Here is an 18,076-nt window from a genome sequence, read left to right on the forward strand (position 1 = left end):
TCCCCGTCCCGTTCCCCTCCCGACCCCGTCGCAACGCCGCAGGCGGGATAGCTTTCGCGACTGCGGTGGTTTGCGGGACGACAGCATGGGGGCAGAATGGACGCCACCAGTCCTAGACTGGCGCCCGAGACCGCGCCAAAGACCGAGACCGGGCCGAAAACCTCGACCGCTCAGGCGCATCAGGCGGAGTTGACCCTGCGCGGCATCGTGCTCGGGGCCGCCATCACGATCGTCTTCATGGCGGCCAACCTCTACATGGGGTTGAAGACCGGGATGACGTTCTCGTCCTCGATCCCGGCCGCAATGCTGTCGATGGGCGCGTTCCGGCTGATGGGCGGCGCCGGCATCCTCGAGAACAACATCGTCCAGACCCAGGCCTCGGCGGCCGGCACCCTGTGCAACGTGATCCTGGTCCTGCCGGGTCTCGTCCTGATCGGGCATTGGCACGGCTTCCCGTTCTGGCAGACCACGGCGGTCTGCGCCCTGGGCGGCCTGCTCGGCGTGGCGTTCTCGATCCCGTTGCGGCGGGCGCTGGTCTCGGGCAGCGACCTGCCCTACCCGGAGGGCATCGCCGCAGCCGAGGTGCTCAAGACCGGCCACGAGGAGGAGGGCGGCCACGGCCTGCGCGACCTGCTGGCCGCCGCCGGGGCGGCCGGAATCGTCGGGCTCGCCACCACGGGGCTGAAGCTCCTGGGCGAGGGGCTCTCCGGCGCGATCAGCCTCGGGGGCGCCGCCTTCCGCACCGGGACCGGGTTCTCCCTGGCGCTGGTCGGCGTCGGCTATCTCGTGGGCATCGGGGCGTGCCTCGCGCTGCTGACCGGCGTGCTGATCGCCTGGGGCATCGCCGTCCCGATCCTGACCGCGCTCTCGCCCGATCCGGGCAAGACCGCCGGGCAGGCCGCCGAGGCGGTCTGGTCGGAGCAGGTACGCCTGATGGGGGCCGGGATCATCGCGGTGGGCGGCCTGTGGACGGTGGCCTCGCTCGCCCGCCCGATCGCGGCCAGCATCCGCACGGCCCTGTCGTCGGCCGGCGGCGGCCTCGGCGCCGACCACCCGCGCGAGGAGCGGGACCTGCCGATCACCTGGGTCGCGGGCGGGGCGCTGGCCCTGTGCGTGCCGCTGGCGCTGCTGTTTGCCGACTTCGCTCAGCCGGCCGGGCTGGGCGGCACGCTGATCGTCTTCGCGGTCGCGGCGACGCTGTTCATGGTGCTGTTCGGCTTCCTCATGGCCGCCGCCTGCGGCTACCTCGCGGGCCTGCTCGGCTCCTCGTCGAGCCCGATCTCCGGGATCGGGATCCTCACCACCATGGCGACCGCGCTGCTGCTGCCGCTGCTGCTGGGCCACGCGACCGGCCCCGAGGGCGACCGGTTCGTCACCGGCATGGCGCTGCTGCTCACCGCCGTCATCGTGACGACCGCGTCGATCGCCAACGACAACCTGCAGGACCTCAAGACCGGACAGGTGGTGGGTGCCACCCCGTGGCACCAGCAGGTCGCGCTGGTCATCGGCGTCGGGGTCGGCGCCCTGGTGATCGCGCCGCTGCTGTCGCTGCTCTACCAGGCCTACGGCTTCGTCGGCGCACCCTCGCGGGAGGGGCTCGACCCGGCGAGCGCCCTGCCGGCGCCTCAGGCCGCCCTGATGACCCAGATCGCGCAGGGCATCACGCACGGCGCGCTGCCCTGGACCATGGTGCTGATCGGCGCCGGGCTCGGCATCGTCCTGGTGGCGGCCGAGGCGTGGCTGAAGCGCCGCAACCTCACCTTCCCGGCGCTCACCGTGGGGATCGGCATGTACCTGCCGCTCTCCGTCGAGGTGACGATCGCCATCGGCGGCATCCTGGGCTGGCTCGCCGAGCGCCGCCTGCGCCGCCGGGTCCGGGGCGACCGGCGGGATACCGTGCTCGCCGCCGCCCGCCGCCGGGGCGTGCTCCTGGCCTCGGGGTTCCTGGTCGGGGAAAGCTGCGTCGGCGTGCTGCTGGCCGGCGCCGACCTCATCGCCGGGCACAGCGCGGCGCTGGCGATCATGGGGCCGGGCTTCGCCGCCACGGCGACCTGGCTGGGGCTGGCGGTGTTCCTGGGGGGGCTGGGCCTCTATTTCCGGCTGGTGTCCACGGCCGATGACGACGCGCCCGGGACCGCCGCCCGCTCCTCGGCCGTGTCATGACGGCGGCGGCATCCGAAATCCGCTCGTTTCCGCTCAGCGCCGGGATCCTGTTCGGGCTGGGGCTCGGCGGCTTCTTCGACGGGATCGTGCTGCACCAGATCCTGCAATGGCACCACATGGTGAGCAGCTGGTACCCGATCGATTCGATCCCGAACCTCGAGCTCAACACCCGCTGGGACGGGATCTTCCACAGCGCCACCTACGTGTTCGTGGTGCTCGGGCTGTTCATCCTGTGGCGCGCCGCCCACCGGGAGCACCTGGCCTGGTCGAACAGGTTGCTGGCCGGCTCGCTGCTGATCGGCTGGGGCCTGTTCAACCTCGTCGAGGGCGTGATCGACCACGAGATCCTCGGCGCCCACCACGTCAACGAGACGATGCCCCGGGACCAGTGGATCTTCTGGGATGTCGGGTTCCTGGTCTGGGGCGTCGCCATGCTGGTCGCCGGCTGGCTGCTGGTCCGGGCGGGCCGCCGGGAGGGGGCGGCGTGAGGCGTCGGCGCAGTGCTCTGACGACCCGGGCCCGGCCGTCCCTGGTTCCCTGGCTCGTGCTCGGGGCCGGCCTGGTCCTGGCGACGATGCCGGCCTGGCGGCCGCTGGTGTTCGGCACCGCACTCACCCTCGACGACCTGCTGAGCCTGCGCTGCCTGTCCGGCTGAGCCTCAGGCGCCGGCCTCGCCGAGCAGGGTCTGGACGAAGCGGCGGGTGCGCGGGTCGGCGGGCCGGGCGAACAGCTCGGCCGGCGGTCCCTGCTCCACCAGCGCGCCGCCGTCGAGGAACACCACCGTGTCGGCGACCCGCCGGGCGAGGCGCAGGTCGTGGGTCGCCATCAGCATGGTCATGCCCTCGCGGGCGAGGCCGGCCAGCACGTCCACCACCTCGGCGGCGAGTTCGGGATCGAGGGCGGAGGTCGGCTCGTCGCACAGCAGCAGGCGCGGGGAGGGGGCGAGCGCCCGGGCGATCGCCACCCGCTGCTGCTGGCCGCCCGACAGGCTCGCCGGCCACGCCTCGGCCTTGTGGGCGAGGCCGACCCGCGCCAGCAATTCCAGCGCCCGGACCCGGGCCGCGGCCCGGGGCCATTTGCCGACCGTGATCAGCCCCTCGGTGATGTTCTCGATCACCGTGCGGTGGGGAAACAGCTGGAAGTTCTGGAACACCATGCCGGTCTGGCGCCGCACCGCCAGCAGGTCCCGCCGGGCCGGCGCCGTGCCGGGCCGGAAGGTGAGGCGCTGGTCGCCGAGCACCAGCGTGCCGGCCTGCGGGATCTCGAGCAGGTTCACGCAGCGCAGCAGGGTCGACTTGCCCGAGCCCGACGGGCCGATCAGCGCGGTGACCTTCCCCTCCGGGACCGTCAGGTCGATGCCGCGCAGGATCGGGGTGTCGCCGAAGCGCTTCTCGATGGCCTGGAGGGCGATCACGCGCGCGCCTCCAGGTAGCCGCCGTAGCGCCCGAGGCGCCGCTCCAGCCCGCCCTGCAGCCAGGACAGGCCCGAGCACAGCACGAGGTAGATCAGCGCCGCCTCGGCGTAGAGGATCAGCGGCTCGTAGGTCACCGCCACGATGCGCTGGGCCGCCTGGAACATCTCCGGCACGGTGATCGCGGCGGCGAGCGAGGTGTCCTTCACGAGCGCGATGAAGCTGTTGGACAGGGACGGCACCGCCACCCGCCCCGCCTGGGGCAGGATCGTGCGGCGCAGGGCCTGGGCGGGGGTCATCCCGGTGGCGTAGGCGGCCTCCCACTGGCCCTTCGGGATCGACGCGATGGCGGCGCGCACGATCTCGGACGCGTAGGCGCCGACGTTGAGCGTGAAGCCGATCACCGCGGCCGGGAAGGCGTCGATCAGGATGCCGGCGCTCGGCAGGCCGTAGAAGATCACGAACAGCTGCACCAGCAGCGGCGTGCCCCGGAAGATCCAGACATAGGTCCAGGCGAGCGCCGCCACCGGGCGCGGGCCGAACAGGCGCGCGAGCGCCACCGCCAGGCCGAGGCTCAGCCCGAGCCCGAAGGCGATGAGCGTCAGCGGCACGGTGAACCGGAGACAGGCTCCGAGCAGCGGCCCGAGCGACTGGAGCATGAGGTCGAGCCAGTGCGGCACGGGACGGTGTTTCCTGCGGGATCGGGCGACGGTCTATACGGGTTTGCGCCGCGGATCGCGCGGGGGATTTTTCGGGTCGGTTTCGGATCGCCCGCGCCTGTCGGGGGAATACGGTTCGGTGACCGAACCCGCCCGGCGGGGGCTGACGGGCTCACACCTGTCCGGACAAGGCGCGGGTCCGCTCTCCCGTGCGGGCTACGATGTTCGGACATCGTAGCCGGATGAAGCGACGGCTGGACCCAGGCGCGTCTCCCTCCCCCGCAAAGGGGGGAGAGAGGGGGCGTGTCTGCCTCGAAAGGGACTTCTCTTCCCGCCGCCGACGGTCCGAATTGCGATGTGCGAACATCGTAGCCCGGTGAGGGCGCGTGTTCAGCCGCGCCCTTCAGGCGATGACCCGCCTATCGAGACACGTCCGCCCCGAAATATTTCTGCGCGATCGCCGCGTAGCTGCCGTCGGCCTTGATCTCGGCCAGCGCCTTGTCGAGGGCGGCCTTCAGGTCGGGGTTGTTCTTGCGCAGGAGGATGCCGGACGCGTCGGCGTCGTCCTTCTGGGCGACGATCTTCACGGGGGCGTTCGGCTTCTGCTTGTGGAAGTCGAGGAAGGACAGGTTGTCGTTGATGGTCGCGTCGGCGCGGCCGGTGATGACCAGCTGGATCGACTGGTCGAACCCGTCGGTGCCGACCAATTCGGCCCCGGATTCGGTGGCGAGCCGCGCGAAGTTGCTGCTCAGGCTCTGGGCGGATTTCTTGCCCTTGAGGTCGGCGAACCCCTTGATCGTGCCGGTGTCGGCGCGGGTGATCAGCACCGCCCGGGAGCGGATATAGGGCTCGGAGAAATCGAACTTCGCCTGGCGCTCCTTGGTGATGCCGACCTGGTTGATCACCACGTCGTAGCGCTTGGCGTCGAGCCCGGCGATCAGGCCGTCCCACTTGCCTTCGAGGAATTGCGGCGCGACGCCGAGTTTGTCCGCCACCTTGCGGCCGATCTCCACGTCGAACCCGGCCAGCGCCCCGGAGGCGTCGTGGAAGGAGAACGGCGCGTAGGTCCCCTCGGTGCCGATCCGCAGGGTCTTGGCGGCTCGGATCGCGTCGAGGTCGTCGGCCCGCGCGGAGACGCCGAGGAGCAGGGCGGCCGCGGCGAAGACGGCCGCGCGGGCGGCGGGGACAAGACGCATCACGACGAACTCCAGAGCGAAAGCGTTGAAACCACGGACCCGGATCCCCGCCGCCCGTCCGGCAAGATCGTCCAGGACGGTTCTGTCGCGACACGCGGATTGGAAAACCGGGGTGGCTCGTCGCCGCTTCGTCGCCGACCGGGCCGGGCCGAGAGCCCTATACCAAGCGGGGCGCGCGGCGCCTACGCCGAGTCGGGGCGGCTCCGTCGCCTGAAAGCAGAGTCTTCCAGTGGGCCGCACGGTTCCAGGTGTTTGGTTCTTCGGGGGGCGCGCCGCCCCGGACGGCCCGGATCGGCGGGAACACGGGGCCTCGACGGCGCAAGACCTTGATCGACTGATGTTCTCGGATCCCGGACCCCGCCGCGCGGCTCCCGCATGACCGGGTGATGATCAATCCCATGCGCTGTGGGTAGGGAATAAGATTTCTTGCGGCCGGACCGGGTTGTCGCCGTCGCCCAAGGCTTGCGCGGCCGGCCCGGGCACATCGCAAACAGAGCGCGGCTTTTGTCGAGCCGGCGCCGGGACGGGCGTTGATCTTGGATGATCCTTCGGCACAGTGCCGGCGTGGTGTCGATCCGGGGCTGGCCTCTCGTCCCGGTGGCGGCACGCAATGGTCTATCGCTGTGAGCCGGGGGCCGCCTCGGCGGAGGATCGCGCATGAGCTCGCCTGCCCAGCCCTACCGGGGCGTCTTCCCGGTCGCCCCCACGGTGTTCGACGCCGCGGGCGCCCTCGATCTCGACGGACAGCGCCGGGCGATCGACTTCATGATCGAGGCCGGGAGCCACGGGATCTGCATCCTGGCCAACTTCTCCGAGCAGTTCGTCCTCACCGACGCCGAGCGCGAGACCGTGATGGACGCGGTGCTCGACCACGTCGCCGGCCGGGTGCCGGTGATCGTGACGACCACGCACTTCGCCACCCAGGTCTGCGCCGAGCGCTCGCGCCGGGCGCAAGAGGCGGGGGCCGCCATGGTGATGGTCATGCCGCCCTATCACGGCGCCACGATCCGGGTGCCGGACATCGGCGTCTACGACTTCTTCCGCGGCGTCTCGGACGCGATCGCGATCCCGATCATGATCCAGGACGCGCCGGTGGCCGGCACGCCGCTCTCGGCCGCGTTCCTGGCCCGCATGGCCCGGGAGATCGAGCACGTCTCCTACTTCAAGATCGAGACCCCCGGAGCCGCCGGCAAGCTGCGCGAGCTGATCGCGCAGGGCGGCGACGCGGTAATCGGCCCCTGGGACGGCGAGGAGGCGATCACCCTGATGGCCGACCTCGATGCCGGCGCCACCGGGGCGATGACCGGCGGCGCCTATCCGGACGGCATCCGCCAGATCACCGACGCCTACGCGGCCGGCCGCCGGAGCGAGGCGCTCGACGCCTATGCGCGCTGGCTGCCGCTGATCAACCACGAGAACCGGCAATGCGGCCTGTTGGCCTGCAAGGCGCTGATGGCAGAGGGCGGCGTCATCGCCCACGAGACCGCCCGCCTGCCGCTCCAGCCGCTCCACCCGGATACCCGCACGGCGCTGATCGAATTGGCCCGGCGCAACGATGCGCTGGTGCTGCGCTGGGGGCGGTGAGGGTTATTTGCTAGCGGCGGGCCGCGGTCCGACGGACGCGCGGCTTTCCCTCCCCCCTCTGCGGGGGAGGGTGGCCCGCGAAGCGGGTCGGGAGAGGGGAGCGACGCGGCCGGAGAAAGCTCTGGCTCGCACGCCCGCTCTGCCTCTTCCGGACACCGGGTTCCCCTCTCCCGACCCCTGCTGATGCAGGGGCCACCCTCCCCCGCAGAGGGGGGAGGGTGGATGCGGTGGTTCAGGCGCCTAAGGCCGAACCCCGTCCCAACACCCCCGACAACCGCCGCACCGCCTCCCGCGCCAAGTCCGGGCTGATGGCGAAGCAGATGCGGATCAGGCCCTCGCCCGCGGGGCCGAAGGCGGTGCCCGGGGCGACGCCGACCTTGGCGTCGCGCAGCAGTCGGAACGCCAGGTCGAGGCTCGGCTCGTCGCCGGCGATCCGGGGCATGAGGTAGAAGGCGCCCTCCGGCGGCGCCACCGTGACCCCGGGCAGGCGCGCCAGCCCCTCCACCAGGATCCCCCTCGCCTCGGCGCAGCGGTCGACCATCGTGCGGATGAAGCCGTCGCCCTCGTCGAGCGCCGCGACGCAGGCGTGCTGGATGAAGGTCGGGATCGAGGTGGTGCTGTACTGGCCGAGCTTGGCGAAGGTCGGCGCCAGGCCCCGGGGGAAGATCACCCAGCCGGCGCGCCAGCCGGTCATCGCCCAGTTCTTCGAGAAGGTGTTGGTCACGATCAGCCGGTCGTCCTCCGTGCAGATCTGCAGGAAGGACGGCGCGATCTGGTTGCCGTAGGTGAAGTGTGCGTAGACCTCGTCCGACAGGATCCACAGGCCGCGCGCGCGGGCGAGGTCGCGAAGCGCCGTCATCTCCGAAAGCGGCATGGTCCAGCCCGTGGGGTTCGAGGGCGAGTTGACCATGATCACCCGGGTGCGCGGCGTCAGCGCCGCCACGATGTCGGCGAGCGGCAGCGTGAAGCGCCCGTCCGGCTGGATCCGGTAGGGCACCGTCACCGGCACCCCGCCGGTGATGCGGACCGCCTCGGCGAGGTTCGGCCAGGCCGGGGAAGGGATGATGATCTCGTCGCCCGGCTCCAGCAGCGCCTGCGCGGCCTGCATGATCGCGTTCATGCCGCCGGCCGTGACAGCGAACCTGTCCGCCGGGACGTCCACCCCCCAGTGCCGGGCGTGGTAGGTGCCGAGCGCCGCCCGCAGGGCCGGCAGGCCGAGCGAGGTGGTGTAGCGGGTGTGCCCGGCCTGCATCGCCCGGTGCGCCGCCTCGACGATGAACGGCGGCGTCGGCAGGTCGCCCTCGCCGATCCAGAGCTTGACCACGTCCGGGTCGTCCCGGCCGCGATCCGCCACCAGGCCGATCTGGCTCGTGCCGATGCCGCGGATGCGCTCCGAGAGCGCGGCGGACAGGTCGAGGGGCATGTCGAGGGCGGCGGCAGCGGGTTCGAGCATGGAGCGAGGGGTCTCCTGGTGTCCGGGGAGCGGCGCAGCGCGGCGCGCGGGTGGGCACCCGACTTGCAAGCGCCCGGCCGTTTTGGGGAATCGCGCCGAGCCTGCCGCGTCGGAGCGCGCGCGTCCAGGCCCGGCGTCGCCGCGATGGCTGTCCTGTCATGATCGACATTTCAGAAATTTCTGAAAATGCTATAAGCCGAGTCGCAGATCCCGAGCCGGGAGACCCATCGTGCTCGACACCCTCGATCCCCTGATTCTCGCCCGCATCCAGTTCGGCTTCACGGTGGCGTTCCACATCGTGTTCCCGGCCTTCTCGATCGGGCTGGCGAGCTTTCTGGCCGTGCTGGAGGGCCTGTGGCTCGCCACCGGCCGGCAGGTCTTCATGGACCTGTTCAAGTACTGGCTGAAGATCTTCGCCATCGCGTTCGCCATGGGCGTCGTCTCCGGCCTGGTGATGTCCTACCAGTTCGGCACCAACTGGTCGGTCTTCTCCGACAAGACCGGCCCGGTGCTCGGCCCGATGATGGCCTACGAGGTGCTGTCGGCCTTCTTCCTGGAGGCGGGCTTCCTGGGGGTGATGCTGTTCGGCATGCGCAAGGTCGGCCCACGCCTGCACTTCGCCGCGACCCTGATGGTGGCGTTCGGGACCTTCTTCTCGGCGTTCTGGATCCTGTCGGTGAACTCGTGGATGCAGACGCCGGCGGGGTACGGCACCAACGCCGAGGGCCAGTTCGTGCCGCTGGACTGGTGGGCGATCGTGTTCAACCCGTCCTTCCCGTACCGGCTCGTCCACATGGTGCTGGCGGCCTACCTGACCACCGCGCTCGTGGTCGGCGCGGTCGGCGCCTGGCACCTGCTGCGCGACCGGGCCAACCCGGCGGCCCGGACGATGTTCTCGATGGCGATGTGGATGGCCGCCCTGGTGGCGCCGGCCCAGATCCTCGCCGGCGACGCCCACGGCCTCAACACGCTGGAGCACCAGCCCGCCAAGGTCATGGCCATGGAGGGCCACTTCCAGAGCCATCCGGACGGGGCGCCCCTGGTGCTGTTCGGCCTGCCCGACCAGGAGGCCGGCACGGTCCGCTACGCGGTGGAGATCCCGAAGCTGTCCTCGCTGGTGCTCAAGCACAGCCTGGACGCGCCGCTGGCCGGCCTCGACAGCCTGCCCCGGACGGACTGGCCGCCGGTGCCGATCGTGTTCTGGTCGTTCCGCATCATGGTCGGGCTCGGCATGCTGATGCTGCTTCTCGGGGCCCTGAGCCTGCTCGCGCGCTGGCGCGGGGCGCTCTACCGGTGGAGCCCGCTGCATCGCTTCGCGCTCGCCATGGGCCCGGCGGGCTTCGTGGCGGTGCTGGCCGGCTGGATCACCACCGAGGTCGGGCGCCAGCCCTACACGGTCTACGGCCTGCTGCGGACCGCCCAATCCGCCTCGCCGCTCCACGGCCCGGCCGTGGCCGCCTCGCTCACCGCCTTCGTGGTGATCTATTTTTCCGTCTTCGCCATGGGGGTTCTGTACATCCTGCGCCTGATGGCCCAGCCGCCCCATGCCGGCGAGACCGGAATCGAGCCCGGCACGCCGATCCGCACCGCGGGCATCACCCCCGCCCCGGCGGTCGATCCCGACCGCCACCTCCAGCCGGCCGCGTGAGGCACCAGCCATGGTCTACAGCGTCGATCTCACCGTGATCTGGGCGTTCGTGATCGCCTTCGCGGTCTTCGCCTACATCGTCATGGACGGCTTCGATCTCGGCATCGGGATCCTGTTCCCGGCCCTGCGGCCCGGGCCGGAGCGCGACACCGCGATGAACTCGGTCGCCCCGGTCTGGGACGGCAACGAGACCTGGCTGGTGCTGGGCGGCGGCGGGCTGTTCGCGGCCTTCCCGCTGGCCTACGCGGTGATCCTGCCGGCGCTCTACGCGCCGATCATCGCCATGCTGCTCGGGCTGATCTTCCGGGGCGTGGCGTTTGAGTTCCGCTGGCGCGATCCCGGCCACCGGGCGGCCTGGGATGTCGCCTTCACGGGCGGCTCGCTGGTGGCGGCGCTCGCCCAGGGGATCGCGCTCGGCGCGCTGCTGCAGGGCATCGCGGTCGAGGGCCGGGCCTATGCCGGCGGCTGGTGGGACTGGCTGACGCCGTTCAGCCTGCTGGTCGGCGCGAGCCTGGTGATCGCGTACGCGCTCCTCGGGGCGACCTGGCTGGTGATGCGCACGGAGGGGCTGCTCCAGCTCCAGGCCCGCCGCCTGGCCCTGCGCCTCACCGTCGCCACGGTGGCGGCGATCGCCCTGGTCAGCGCCGCGACGCCGTTCCTGCAGGGCCGCTACTTCGAGCGCTGGCTGGCGATGCCGAACGTGCTCGTCACCGCGCAGGTGCCGCTGCTCGTGGCGCTGGCCGCCGTCGCCCTGTGGCGGACCCTGCGGGGCTGCGGCGAGCGGGCCCCGTTCCTGATCGCGCTCGGCCTGTTCGCCCTCTCGTTCCTGGGGCTGGGGATCAGCATCTTCCCCGACGTGGTGCCGGGCCGGATCACGATCTGGCAGGCCGCCGCCCCCGCGTCGAGCCAGATGTTCATGCTGGTCGGCGCCTCGGTCCTGATCCCGATCATCCTGATCTACACCGCGTATTCGTACTGGGTGTTCCGCGGCAAGGTCGACGCGCACGGGTATCACTGATGGAGCCTGCGCCCCCGCCGCCCCTGTGGACGCGCCTCGCCTGGTTCGTCGCGCTCTGGGCCGGGAGCATCCTCGGCCTCGGGGCCGTCGCGACGCTCCTCCGGTTCTGGCTCAAGAGCTGATAAGCCGGCCTCACGCCTCCATCGAACGCGCTCGCCTCCGTCGAACCGGTCTCCACGTCGGCGGCGCGCGCTCCGAACCCCCGCCTCGAACCCCCGCCCGCTTTGGGGGCTCACCGTCCGACGGATCGCCGCCGTGCACCTGCCTCCCCTGGTCCAGACCTTCGTGCTGCATTTCGGCGAGATGGGGTCTCGCTGGGGCATCAACCGGACCGTGGGGCAGATCTACGCCCTGCTGTTCGTGGCCGAGCGCCCGCTCAACGCCGACGAGATGGTGGAGCGGCTGGGCGTCTCCCGCTCCAACGTCAGCATGGGGCTCAAGGAGCTGCAGGCCTGGAACCTGGTACGGCTGCTGCACGTGCCCGGCGACCGGCGGGACTATTTCGCCACCCCGGAGGACATCTGGCAGATCGTCCGCACCCTGGTCGAGGAGCGCAAGAAGCGCGAGATCGACCCGACCCTGACCCTGCTGCGCGAGCTTCTGATGCAGGAGGCCGAATCCGAGGTCGAGCGCCACGCGCAAGGCCGGCTCCGGGAGATGCACGACCTGTTCGAGCTCTTCGCGGGCTGGTACGCCGACGTCCGCCGCCTCGACACCGAGCGCCTGGTGCAACTCCTCACCCTCGGCGCCAAGGTGCAGAAGGTGCTGGCCATGAAGGACCGCCTGACCGGCCTCCCCGGCCGCCTCGGGGGGCGGGGCGGCCGGGTGGAGTGAGGGGGCGTTCCGAGCGGAGCCTGAAGGGTCCCGCGCTCGGCGAACGGTGCGCCGCGAGGGCACGGCAGGCGATACGGGAGCGGTATCGCAATCCCTCGGGAGCGGGCTGTACCGCCGCATAGCGAGCTGCCGCCTGCCGCGCGCTCGCGTGATCCCCGCCGCGCGTAGGCCTGTTCAGAACCGGACCGTGAAGGCGCCCTTTGCGGCGTGGTCCTGGGCTCTGGCGCCGATCTGGCCGGTGTAGGACACGCCGAGCGAGGCCGCCGGGGTGAGCAGCACCGACAGGCCGGCCTCGGCGACCAGGGCGTCGCGGTCGATCGGCAGGCCCGCGCTCACGAACCGGGCGCCGGTGCCCCGGAACGCCAGCACCGCGCTCGGCACGACGTCGCCGAAGGTGCGCCGGTAGCCGGCGAGCGCGTGCACCGACACCGGCAGCGCCGCCTCCGGATCGAGCTGGCCTTCCGCGCGCACCCCCGCGGTCGCGCTCGGCAGCAGGCTGGCGCGGGCCGCGCCCATGAGCGCGGCCGCCCCGCCCTGCTCGGCGAAGCGGTCGCGCCCCAGCGCCACGGCGCCCGCGCCCACGAACGGCTCCAGCACCGTGCCGGCGCCGAGCGCCATCCGGTAGCCGGCCTCGCCAAAACCCTGGACGCTGCGCCCGCCGGTGCGCGCGCTCGGCGTGTCGGTCAGGCCCGGGAACGCCACCACCCGGCGCAGCCGCGCCGGCTCGTCGGCCGCCAGCGCGCCGAACCGCACCACCGCCGGACCCGCCTCCAGGCTGCCGTAGATGCCGCCGAACGTGCTCGCCAGCGTCCCGGTCTGGACCTGGCCGGGGCTGGCGAGATCGGTCTCGACATGGCCGCCGACCACGCCGAGCCGCAGCCCGCCGAGGCCGAGCGCGTCCAGGCGCGCGTCCACGCCCATCACGAAGCCGGCGCTCCGGCGCGACAGGGCGGCGGCGTTGGCGTCGGCCCGGACGTGGCCGAGGCTGCCCAGCCCCTGGCCCCACAGGCTCACGACCCGCGGGTCGAACACCCGCGCCGGGACCGCCACCGGCTCCACCGGCTCCCCGGGCCGGTCGGCGGTGTAGGCGGCCGGCAGGGCGCCGTAATCGCGCGCCTCGGAGGCGCCCCAGCGCAGCCGGTCGAACACCGCCTCGCGGCTGAGCCCGGCCACCGCGAAGGCGGTGGAGGCCAGCCCAGCATGGCCGTCGCCCGCCAGCCCGGCGAACGCCGCCCGGGCCTGGGGCGCCGACAGGGTCGCGACCGCGTCGTACAGGGTCGAGCCCACCGCCCCGGCCTGCACGGCGGCGGCCGCCGCGCGCTGGTTGCGGGTGTGCGCCACCGCGGCGAAGTCGAGGTCGTTGCGCGCGAGCGTCAGGGTCACGGCGTTCGGCTCGTAGCCGAGGAACGGGGTCAGGAACGCGAAGCTGCTCGACACCCCGGCGAACCGGCCCTGGACGCCGCCGGCGGCGCTCAGGATGGTGTAGCGGGTGCGCGGGGCCCAAGCGCCGGCGCCGGCCACCGCCTCGACCCGGGCGCCCGCCACCGTGGCGCTGCCGCCGACCGCGACGCGGTCGGCGCGGCCGTCGGCGGTGGCGTCGACCCGGTAGACCGAGCCGGGCGCCAGGGTGAGGCTGCCGGCGACGGTGATGCGCCCGAGGGGGCTCGATCCGGTACCGGGGCTGAGGAGGCTGCCGGCGCCGAGGCTCAGGCTGCCGAACCAGCCGTCGCCGGTGAGCCGGCTGCCCGAACCGACCGTGAGCGCGGCGTTGGGCAGGGCGCCGGTGACCGCGAGGTCGCCGCCCAGCACGCTGATCGGCCCCGAGAGGGTGTTGAGCCCGGACAGCGTCAGGGTGCCGGCGCCGACCTTGGTCAGGCTGGTCGGGCTGCCGCCGTCGACGATCTGCCCGGCATAGTCGGACGCGCTGCCGTCGGTGCCGACGGTGAGCCGGCCGTTGCCGAGCGTGGCGGTGGCGGTGGTGCCGGCGAGCGAGCCGACGGTGAGGGCGGTGCCGCCGAGGTCGAACGCGCCGTCGTTGGCGAGCCGGGTGATGCCGGTGGTGGGGCCGGTGAGCGCGATCACCGCGCCGGGGGCGTTGCTCACCGGCCCGGCGAGCACGCCGGCGGCCTGGACGGCGCCGGTGTTGGTGAGCCCGCCGGTGAGGCTGCCGGTGGTGACCAGGGTGCCGGCGTTGGCGAACGGGGCCGAGACGGTGGTGAAGCGGCCGGTGTTGATCAGGGTGCCGCCCGGGGCGTTGACCGCGTCGGCGGTGTAGGCGCCGGCGTTGACCAGGCGGCCGGTGTTGAGGAGGTCGTCGACGACGCTGGCCTGGGCCGCGACGGTGAGCAGGCCGGCATTGGCGACGCGGCCGGCGACGAGGCGGCCGCCGTCGGCGATCGCGACGGTGCCGGCGTTGTCGAGGCCGCCGGCCAGGGCGTAGCGGCCGGAGATGGTCAGGCTGGCGCCGGCGGCGTTGGCGAAGCCGGCATCCGAGGAGACCGGCCCGGTGACGGCGAGCTGCCCGGCGTTGCGGATGGCGCCGTCGAGCGTGCCCCCGGTGGCGGTGAGGCTGCCGGTGTTGGTGATCCCGCCCGCGATCGTGCCGCTGGTGAGCGCGGAGCCGGCGTTGGTGAGGCCGCCCGTGAGGCTGCCGGCATGGGTGAGCGTGGTGCCGGCCAGGGTGACCACCGGCGAGACCAAGCTGGCGCTGGCGGTGAGGTTGAGCCCGCCGGCGGCCACGGTGGTCAGGCCGGTGAAGCTGTGGGCCCCGGTGAGCGTGAGGGTGCCCGCGCCGCGCTGGACCAGGTCGCCGGTGCCCGAGACGGTGCCCGCGAAGGTGACGGCGTCGGCGCGGTCGAACGCCAGGGTGCCGGCGTTGGCGACGTCGCCGACGAGGCTGCCCGTGGTGCCGCCGGCGCCGACCTGCAGGGTCCCGGCCGCGATGGTGGTGCCGCCGGTGTAGCTGTTGGCGCCCGCCAGGGTGAGCGTGCCGGCGCCGGCCTTGGTCAGTCCGCCGGTGCCGTCGAGGGTCCCGGCGAAGGTGGTGGAGGAGCCGTCGCCGCCGGCGGTGAGGCGGGCGGATCCGAGCGCGACGCGGCCCTGACCGGCGAGCGAGCCGACGGTCTCGCCGTCGGCGAGCGCCAGGGTGGCGCCGGCGCCGATGAGCACCGCGCTGCGGTCGCCGATGGCCTGGCCGCCGCGGGCCAGGAGGGTGCCGGCCGCGATGGTGGTGGCGCCCGCGTAGGTGTTGGTGCCCGAGAGCGCGAGGGTTCCGGCGCCGAGCTTGGCCAGGCCGCCGGCTCCGGTGAGCGATTGGGTGAGGGTGAAGGTGTTGGCCGGGTCGGCGATGTCGAGCCCGCCGCCGCCGTTCGCCCAGGTGATCGGGCGTGAGGTGGCGGTGAAGCCGGTGCCGGTCACCTGCAGGACGCCGCCGTCGAAGCTGAGCGGGGCGGCGGCGGCGCCGAGGCTGGCGTCGCGGGCGACCGAGAGCGTGCCGCCGGCCAGGGTGGTGCCGCCGGAATAGGTGTTGGTGCCGGTGAGCGTGAGCGTGCCGCCGCCGCGCTTGATCAGGCTGCCGCGGGTCGGGATCGACGCGAAGGAGGCGACTCGCGTGGTCTCAACCTGGACCTCGGTCTGCCAATCTGTGGCGATACCGGCGGCGACCTTGGTGAAGTCGGCGCGGCTCAGCCCCACGATATAGCGGGCCAAGCGGTTGCCGATGTTGACGCGCGCGTAAGCTAAGTTCGGATCGGAGAGCGGCCAGGCCCAGCCGATCCCGTTCGTCTCGACGAAGGCGGTCACGACTTTGCTGCCGACGGGGCTCGCGTCGCTCGCCTTGAGGGCGTCGAGGATGGCCGGCAGACTGCCGCTGCGGAACGCCTCGACGACGCCGACGAGGGCGGACCAGGTCTCCGGCAGGGAGGCCTGCAGGGCGGGAAGCGTGAGCTTCGGATCCATGGCGGCCTTGCGCGCCGGCCAAGCCGCGGCCTCGGCGTCGTTCTCCTGCTTGCGCTGGATCAGCGCGTCCTCGGAGATGTCGTTGGACCACGTGTCGCTGGTGCCGGTGGGAAGGTTGGCAGCGACGGGACCGAGGAACTGCCCAGGTCCTTTCATGGCCTTGTTCAGGTCGATCACGCCCCAGCCCCAGATCGCGTTGGGAGCGTTGGGGTTGGCGTCCGCGACGCCGTCGACCGCATTGCGATGGTAGGCGGTGGTGAGCAGGACGTCGCGGTTCTGCTGGTTGGTCATGTACGGGTAGCGCTGCATGATCACCGCGAGCGCGCCGGTGGCATGCGGCGCGGCCATCGAGGTGCCGCTTACCGTCGTATAGCCAGTCTGGTGCCGAGCATTGACACCCCATTGGCTGGGGTTCCATGCGGCACCCTGCGTATAGGGAGGTGTCGCACTAGTTATCCCACTTCCTGGCGCCACAACGTACCAATATTTATCGACGCCGGCTTTGTTTGAGTACCAAGCAATAGATAGACTGTTTGGATCATATTTATTTCTGTCAGATTGCTGCAACGCTCCAACGGCTAACCAGCGGCTTTCCAGCGCCGGCCTAAAGTAGGGTAACGAGGCTCGAATATCAGAATTTGTGAAGGATGTATTTCCTGCGATCACAACTTGTATAACATTATATCTCTGCGTAACCTCGTCCATTGCGTCGAGGAGAGATTTCCCCCCTGCAAACGTCGCGTAGGCACGCATCATTCCGGCTGTCGTATTATAGTTGTCTTGTAGAGGCGGGTCGCCCCAGGATGTATTTATAGCGCGGGCTCCCGTAAGTGCCACAGATTCGTAAGCGTTTTTAAAATAACTGTAATCGATATTAAAGCCATGCCTTGTGAAATCGATTGTGGCTGTGTCAGCAACATAAACTTTGGCATCGAACGCAACGCCGTGCATTCCAACGCCGTCGCGGGAAGCCGCGATCGTGCCGCTCACATGCGTTCCATGCGGATCGTTGTAGACGGGGTTGTACGTGCCCGGAACGGTGTAAGGCTGCCCCTTCGTAAAGGTATTCCACGATGGTGAATTGGCTTGCGGTCGCCCGTAAACATCCATGAGGTAGAAGCCGCTCGACCCGAATGTTCCTGTCAATGTGACAGGTTTGACCCGGCCATCCGCGAATTCAGGGTGTGCATTGTAGATACCTGAATCGACCACCCCGACGGTGACGCCCAGGCCGGTATAGCCCGCCGCGTAGGCATCGGCCGCATGGATCGCCTCCAAGCCCCAATCCGCCCGGTACTCCGTCGTGCGCCAGCTCGCCGGGTCGGTGCTGGCCAAGCTCTGGGCGAGGGCATGGTGCGAGACCGAGGCACCCAAGGCCGTGAGACCGAGGGTTGAACGGTATAGTGCAGTCGCGATCAAGCGCCGACACTTAGATCCGTTCCGTGAAGTGCTATCGACGTACGTGTGTCTACGCATCTTGACCGCTCAGTGTCCGGTGCAAAAGGGAAACAACGTCGCTTATTTTCCGCCGCAGATCGTCTTTGTCGAAAGTTAAGGCGTTAAAATGAGCGAATCCACGCAAGTTAGTTTCGAAAAAAACGGATGCAAGTGGAGCGTTGTTTTCGAAAAAGGTGCGACGCGTGATCAATTGCCGTATTGATACAGAATGATCGTCGAAATTTATTTGGTATGTCGCGAATGGTGTCGCCGGCAAAATTTATAAATTGGCATGCTTATTGCTTGTATCTGCGGGCATGGCGGGGCGCGCCGGGCGCTTCCGTCCGTTGAACAGATGCGGTTTTCGAGCGCCGTGTGACCCGAATGCCACGGCGTGGCGCACCGGTGGGCGGGCGATGCATGTGCGCGTGCCGGGGCAACCCGATGGCTCCCGCTGCTGGACGGCGGCACGGGACCGCTCGGCGGACAACGCGAGGGGGCCGCTCCGACGATCCGGCAGCCGTCGGCATGACGAAACACGGTCGCGGTGTGAGGCCCGGAGCGCGGAAGCGCCCCAATCGGCAACGCGTCGAGCATGGGTCAGCCGGGGGCTGGCGCCGTCACGGCGTCCGTAGCGCCCGAAGAGGGGCCAGGGCGGCGAGCGCCGACATGAAGACCGGCATCGGGTCGGTCGAAGGTTCTGCCCTGGTCGCGGT

13 protein-coding genes are annotated in these 18,076 nt (G+C 71.0%); 8 read left to right on the forward strand and 5 right to left on the reverse strand.

The window, feature by feature from the left end; all coding sequences use genetic code 11:
* Positions 1-96: 96 nt before the first annotated feature.
* Genes FV242_RS17750 through FV242_RS34635 form a run of 3 tightly spaced genes read left to right on the forward strand, consistent with a single transcriptional unit; the run spans position 97 to position 2,818 of the window.
* Positions 97-2,163, forward strand: a complete 2,067-nt coding sequence (locus FV242_RS17750; RefSeq protein ID WP_147939843.1) for an OPT family oligopeptide transporter — start codon at positions 97-99, stop codon at positions 2,161-2,163.
* A complete protein-coding gene (locus tag FV242_RS17755; RefSeq protein WP_147910405.1) occupies positions 2,160-2,651 on the forward strand; it encodes a DUF2243 domain-containing protein in 492 nt (163 codons plus the stop codon). Before FV242_RS17750 ends, FV242_RS17755 begins: the two co-directional genes overlap by 4 nt.
* Complete coding sequence (locus FV242_RS34635; RefSeq protein WP_187278470.1) at positions 2,648-2,818, forward strand: hypothetical protein; 171 nt, start codon at positions 2,648-2,650, stop codon at positions 2,816-2,818. The genes FV242_RS17755 and FV242_RS34635 overlap by 4 nt, the downstream gene beginning before the upstream one ends.
* Positions 2,819-2,821: 3 nt before the next feature.
* On the opposite strand, the gene FV242_RS17760 is transcribed toward FV242_RS34635, so the two are convergent.
* The 3 genes from FV242_RS17760 to FV242_RS17770 all read right to left on the reverse strand — a co-directional run bounded on the left by FV242_RS17760 (position 2,822) and on the right by FV242_RS17770 (position 5,429).
* A complete protein-coding gene (locus FV242_RS17760; protein WP_147939844.1) occupies positions 2,822-3,577 on the reverse strand; it encodes an amino acid ABC transporter ATP-binding protein in 756 nt (251 codons plus the stop codon).
* A complete protein-coding gene (locus FV242_RS17765) occupies positions 3,574-4,254 on the reverse strand; it encodes an amino acid ABC transporter permease (RefSeq protein WP_147939845.1) in 681 nt (226 codons plus the stop codon). Before FV242_RS17765 ends, FV242_RS17760 begins: the two co-directional genes overlap by 4 nt.
* A gap of 398 nt (positions 4,255-4,652) precedes the next feature.
* On the reverse strand, positions 4,653-5,429 hold the full coding sequence (locus tag FV242_RS17770) for an amino acid ABC transporter substrate-binding protein (protein ID WP_147939864.1): 777 nt from the start codon (positions 5,427-5,429) through the stop codon (positions 4,653-4,655).
* 657 nt (positions 5,430-6,086) lie between these two features.
* On the opposite strand from FV242_RS17770, the gene FV242_RS17775 reads away from it, so the two are divergent.
* Positions 6,087-7,013: a dihydrodipicolinate synthase family protein gene (locus tag FV242_RS17775; RefSeq protein ID WP_147939846.1), complete on the forward strand. Its 927-nt coding sequence runs from the start codon at positions 6,087-6,089 to the stop codon at positions 7,011-7,013.
* A 232-nt stretch (positions 7,014-7,245) separates the two neighbouring features.
* Here FV242_RS17775 and FV242_RS17780 read toward each other — a convergent pair whose 3' ends face one another.
* Positions 7,246-8,466 (reverse strand): pyridoxal phosphate-dependent aminotransferase, encoded by a 1,221-nt coding sequence (locus FV242_RS17780; RefSeq protein ID WP_147939847.1) that lies wholly within the window; start codon positions 8,464-8,466, stop codon positions 7,246-7,248.
* Positions 8,467-8,695: 229 nt separating this feature from the next.
* Between FV242_RS17780 and FV242_RS17785 the strand changes: the two genes are divergently transcribed.
* From FV242_RS17785 to FV242_RS17800, 4 genes are all read left to right on the forward strand, one after another.
* Complete coding sequence (locus FV242_RS17785; RefSeq protein WP_147939848.1) at positions 8,696-10,114, forward strand: cytochrome ubiquinol oxidase subunit I; 1,419 nt, start codon at positions 8,696-8,698, stop codon at positions 10,112-10,114.
* A gap of 10 nt (positions 10,115-10,124) precedes the next feature.
* On the forward strand, positions 10,125-11,132 hold the full coding sequence (cydB, locus tag FV242_RS17790) for a cytochrome d ubiquinol oxidase subunit II (RefSeq protein WP_147939849.1): 1,008 nt from the start codon (positions 10,125-10,127) through the stop codon (positions 11,130-11,132).
* Positions 11,132-11,254: a DUF2474 domain-containing protein gene (locus FV242_RS17795; protein ID WP_147939850.1), complete on the forward strand. Its 123-nt coding sequence runs from the start codon at positions 11,132-11,134 to the stop codon at positions 11,252-11,254. The genes cydB and FV242_RS17795 overlap by 1 nt, the downstream gene beginning before the upstream one ends.
* 133 nt (positions 11,255-11,387) lie before the next feature.
* On the forward strand, positions 11,388-11,966 hold the full coding sequence (locus FV242_RS17800; RefSeq protein WP_147856216.1) for a GbsR/MarR family transcriptional regulator: 579 nt from the start codon (positions 11,388-11,390) through the stop codon (positions 11,964-11,966).
* A gap of 174 nt (positions 11,967-12,140) precedes the next feature.
* On the opposite strand, the gene FV242_RS36100 is transcribed toward FV242_RS17800, so the two are convergent.
* A complete protein-coding gene (locus FV242_RS36100; RefSeq protein WP_147939851.1) occupies positions 12,141-17,399 on the reverse strand; it encodes an autotransporter domain-containing protein in 5,259 nt (1,752 codons plus the stop codon).
* Positions 17,400-18,076: the final 677 nt, after the last annotated feature.

The organism is Methylobacterium sp. WL64 (assembly GCF_008039945.1).
GTDB lineage: Bacteria > Pseudomonadota > Alphaproteobacteria > Rhizobiales > Beijerinckiaceae > Methylobacterium.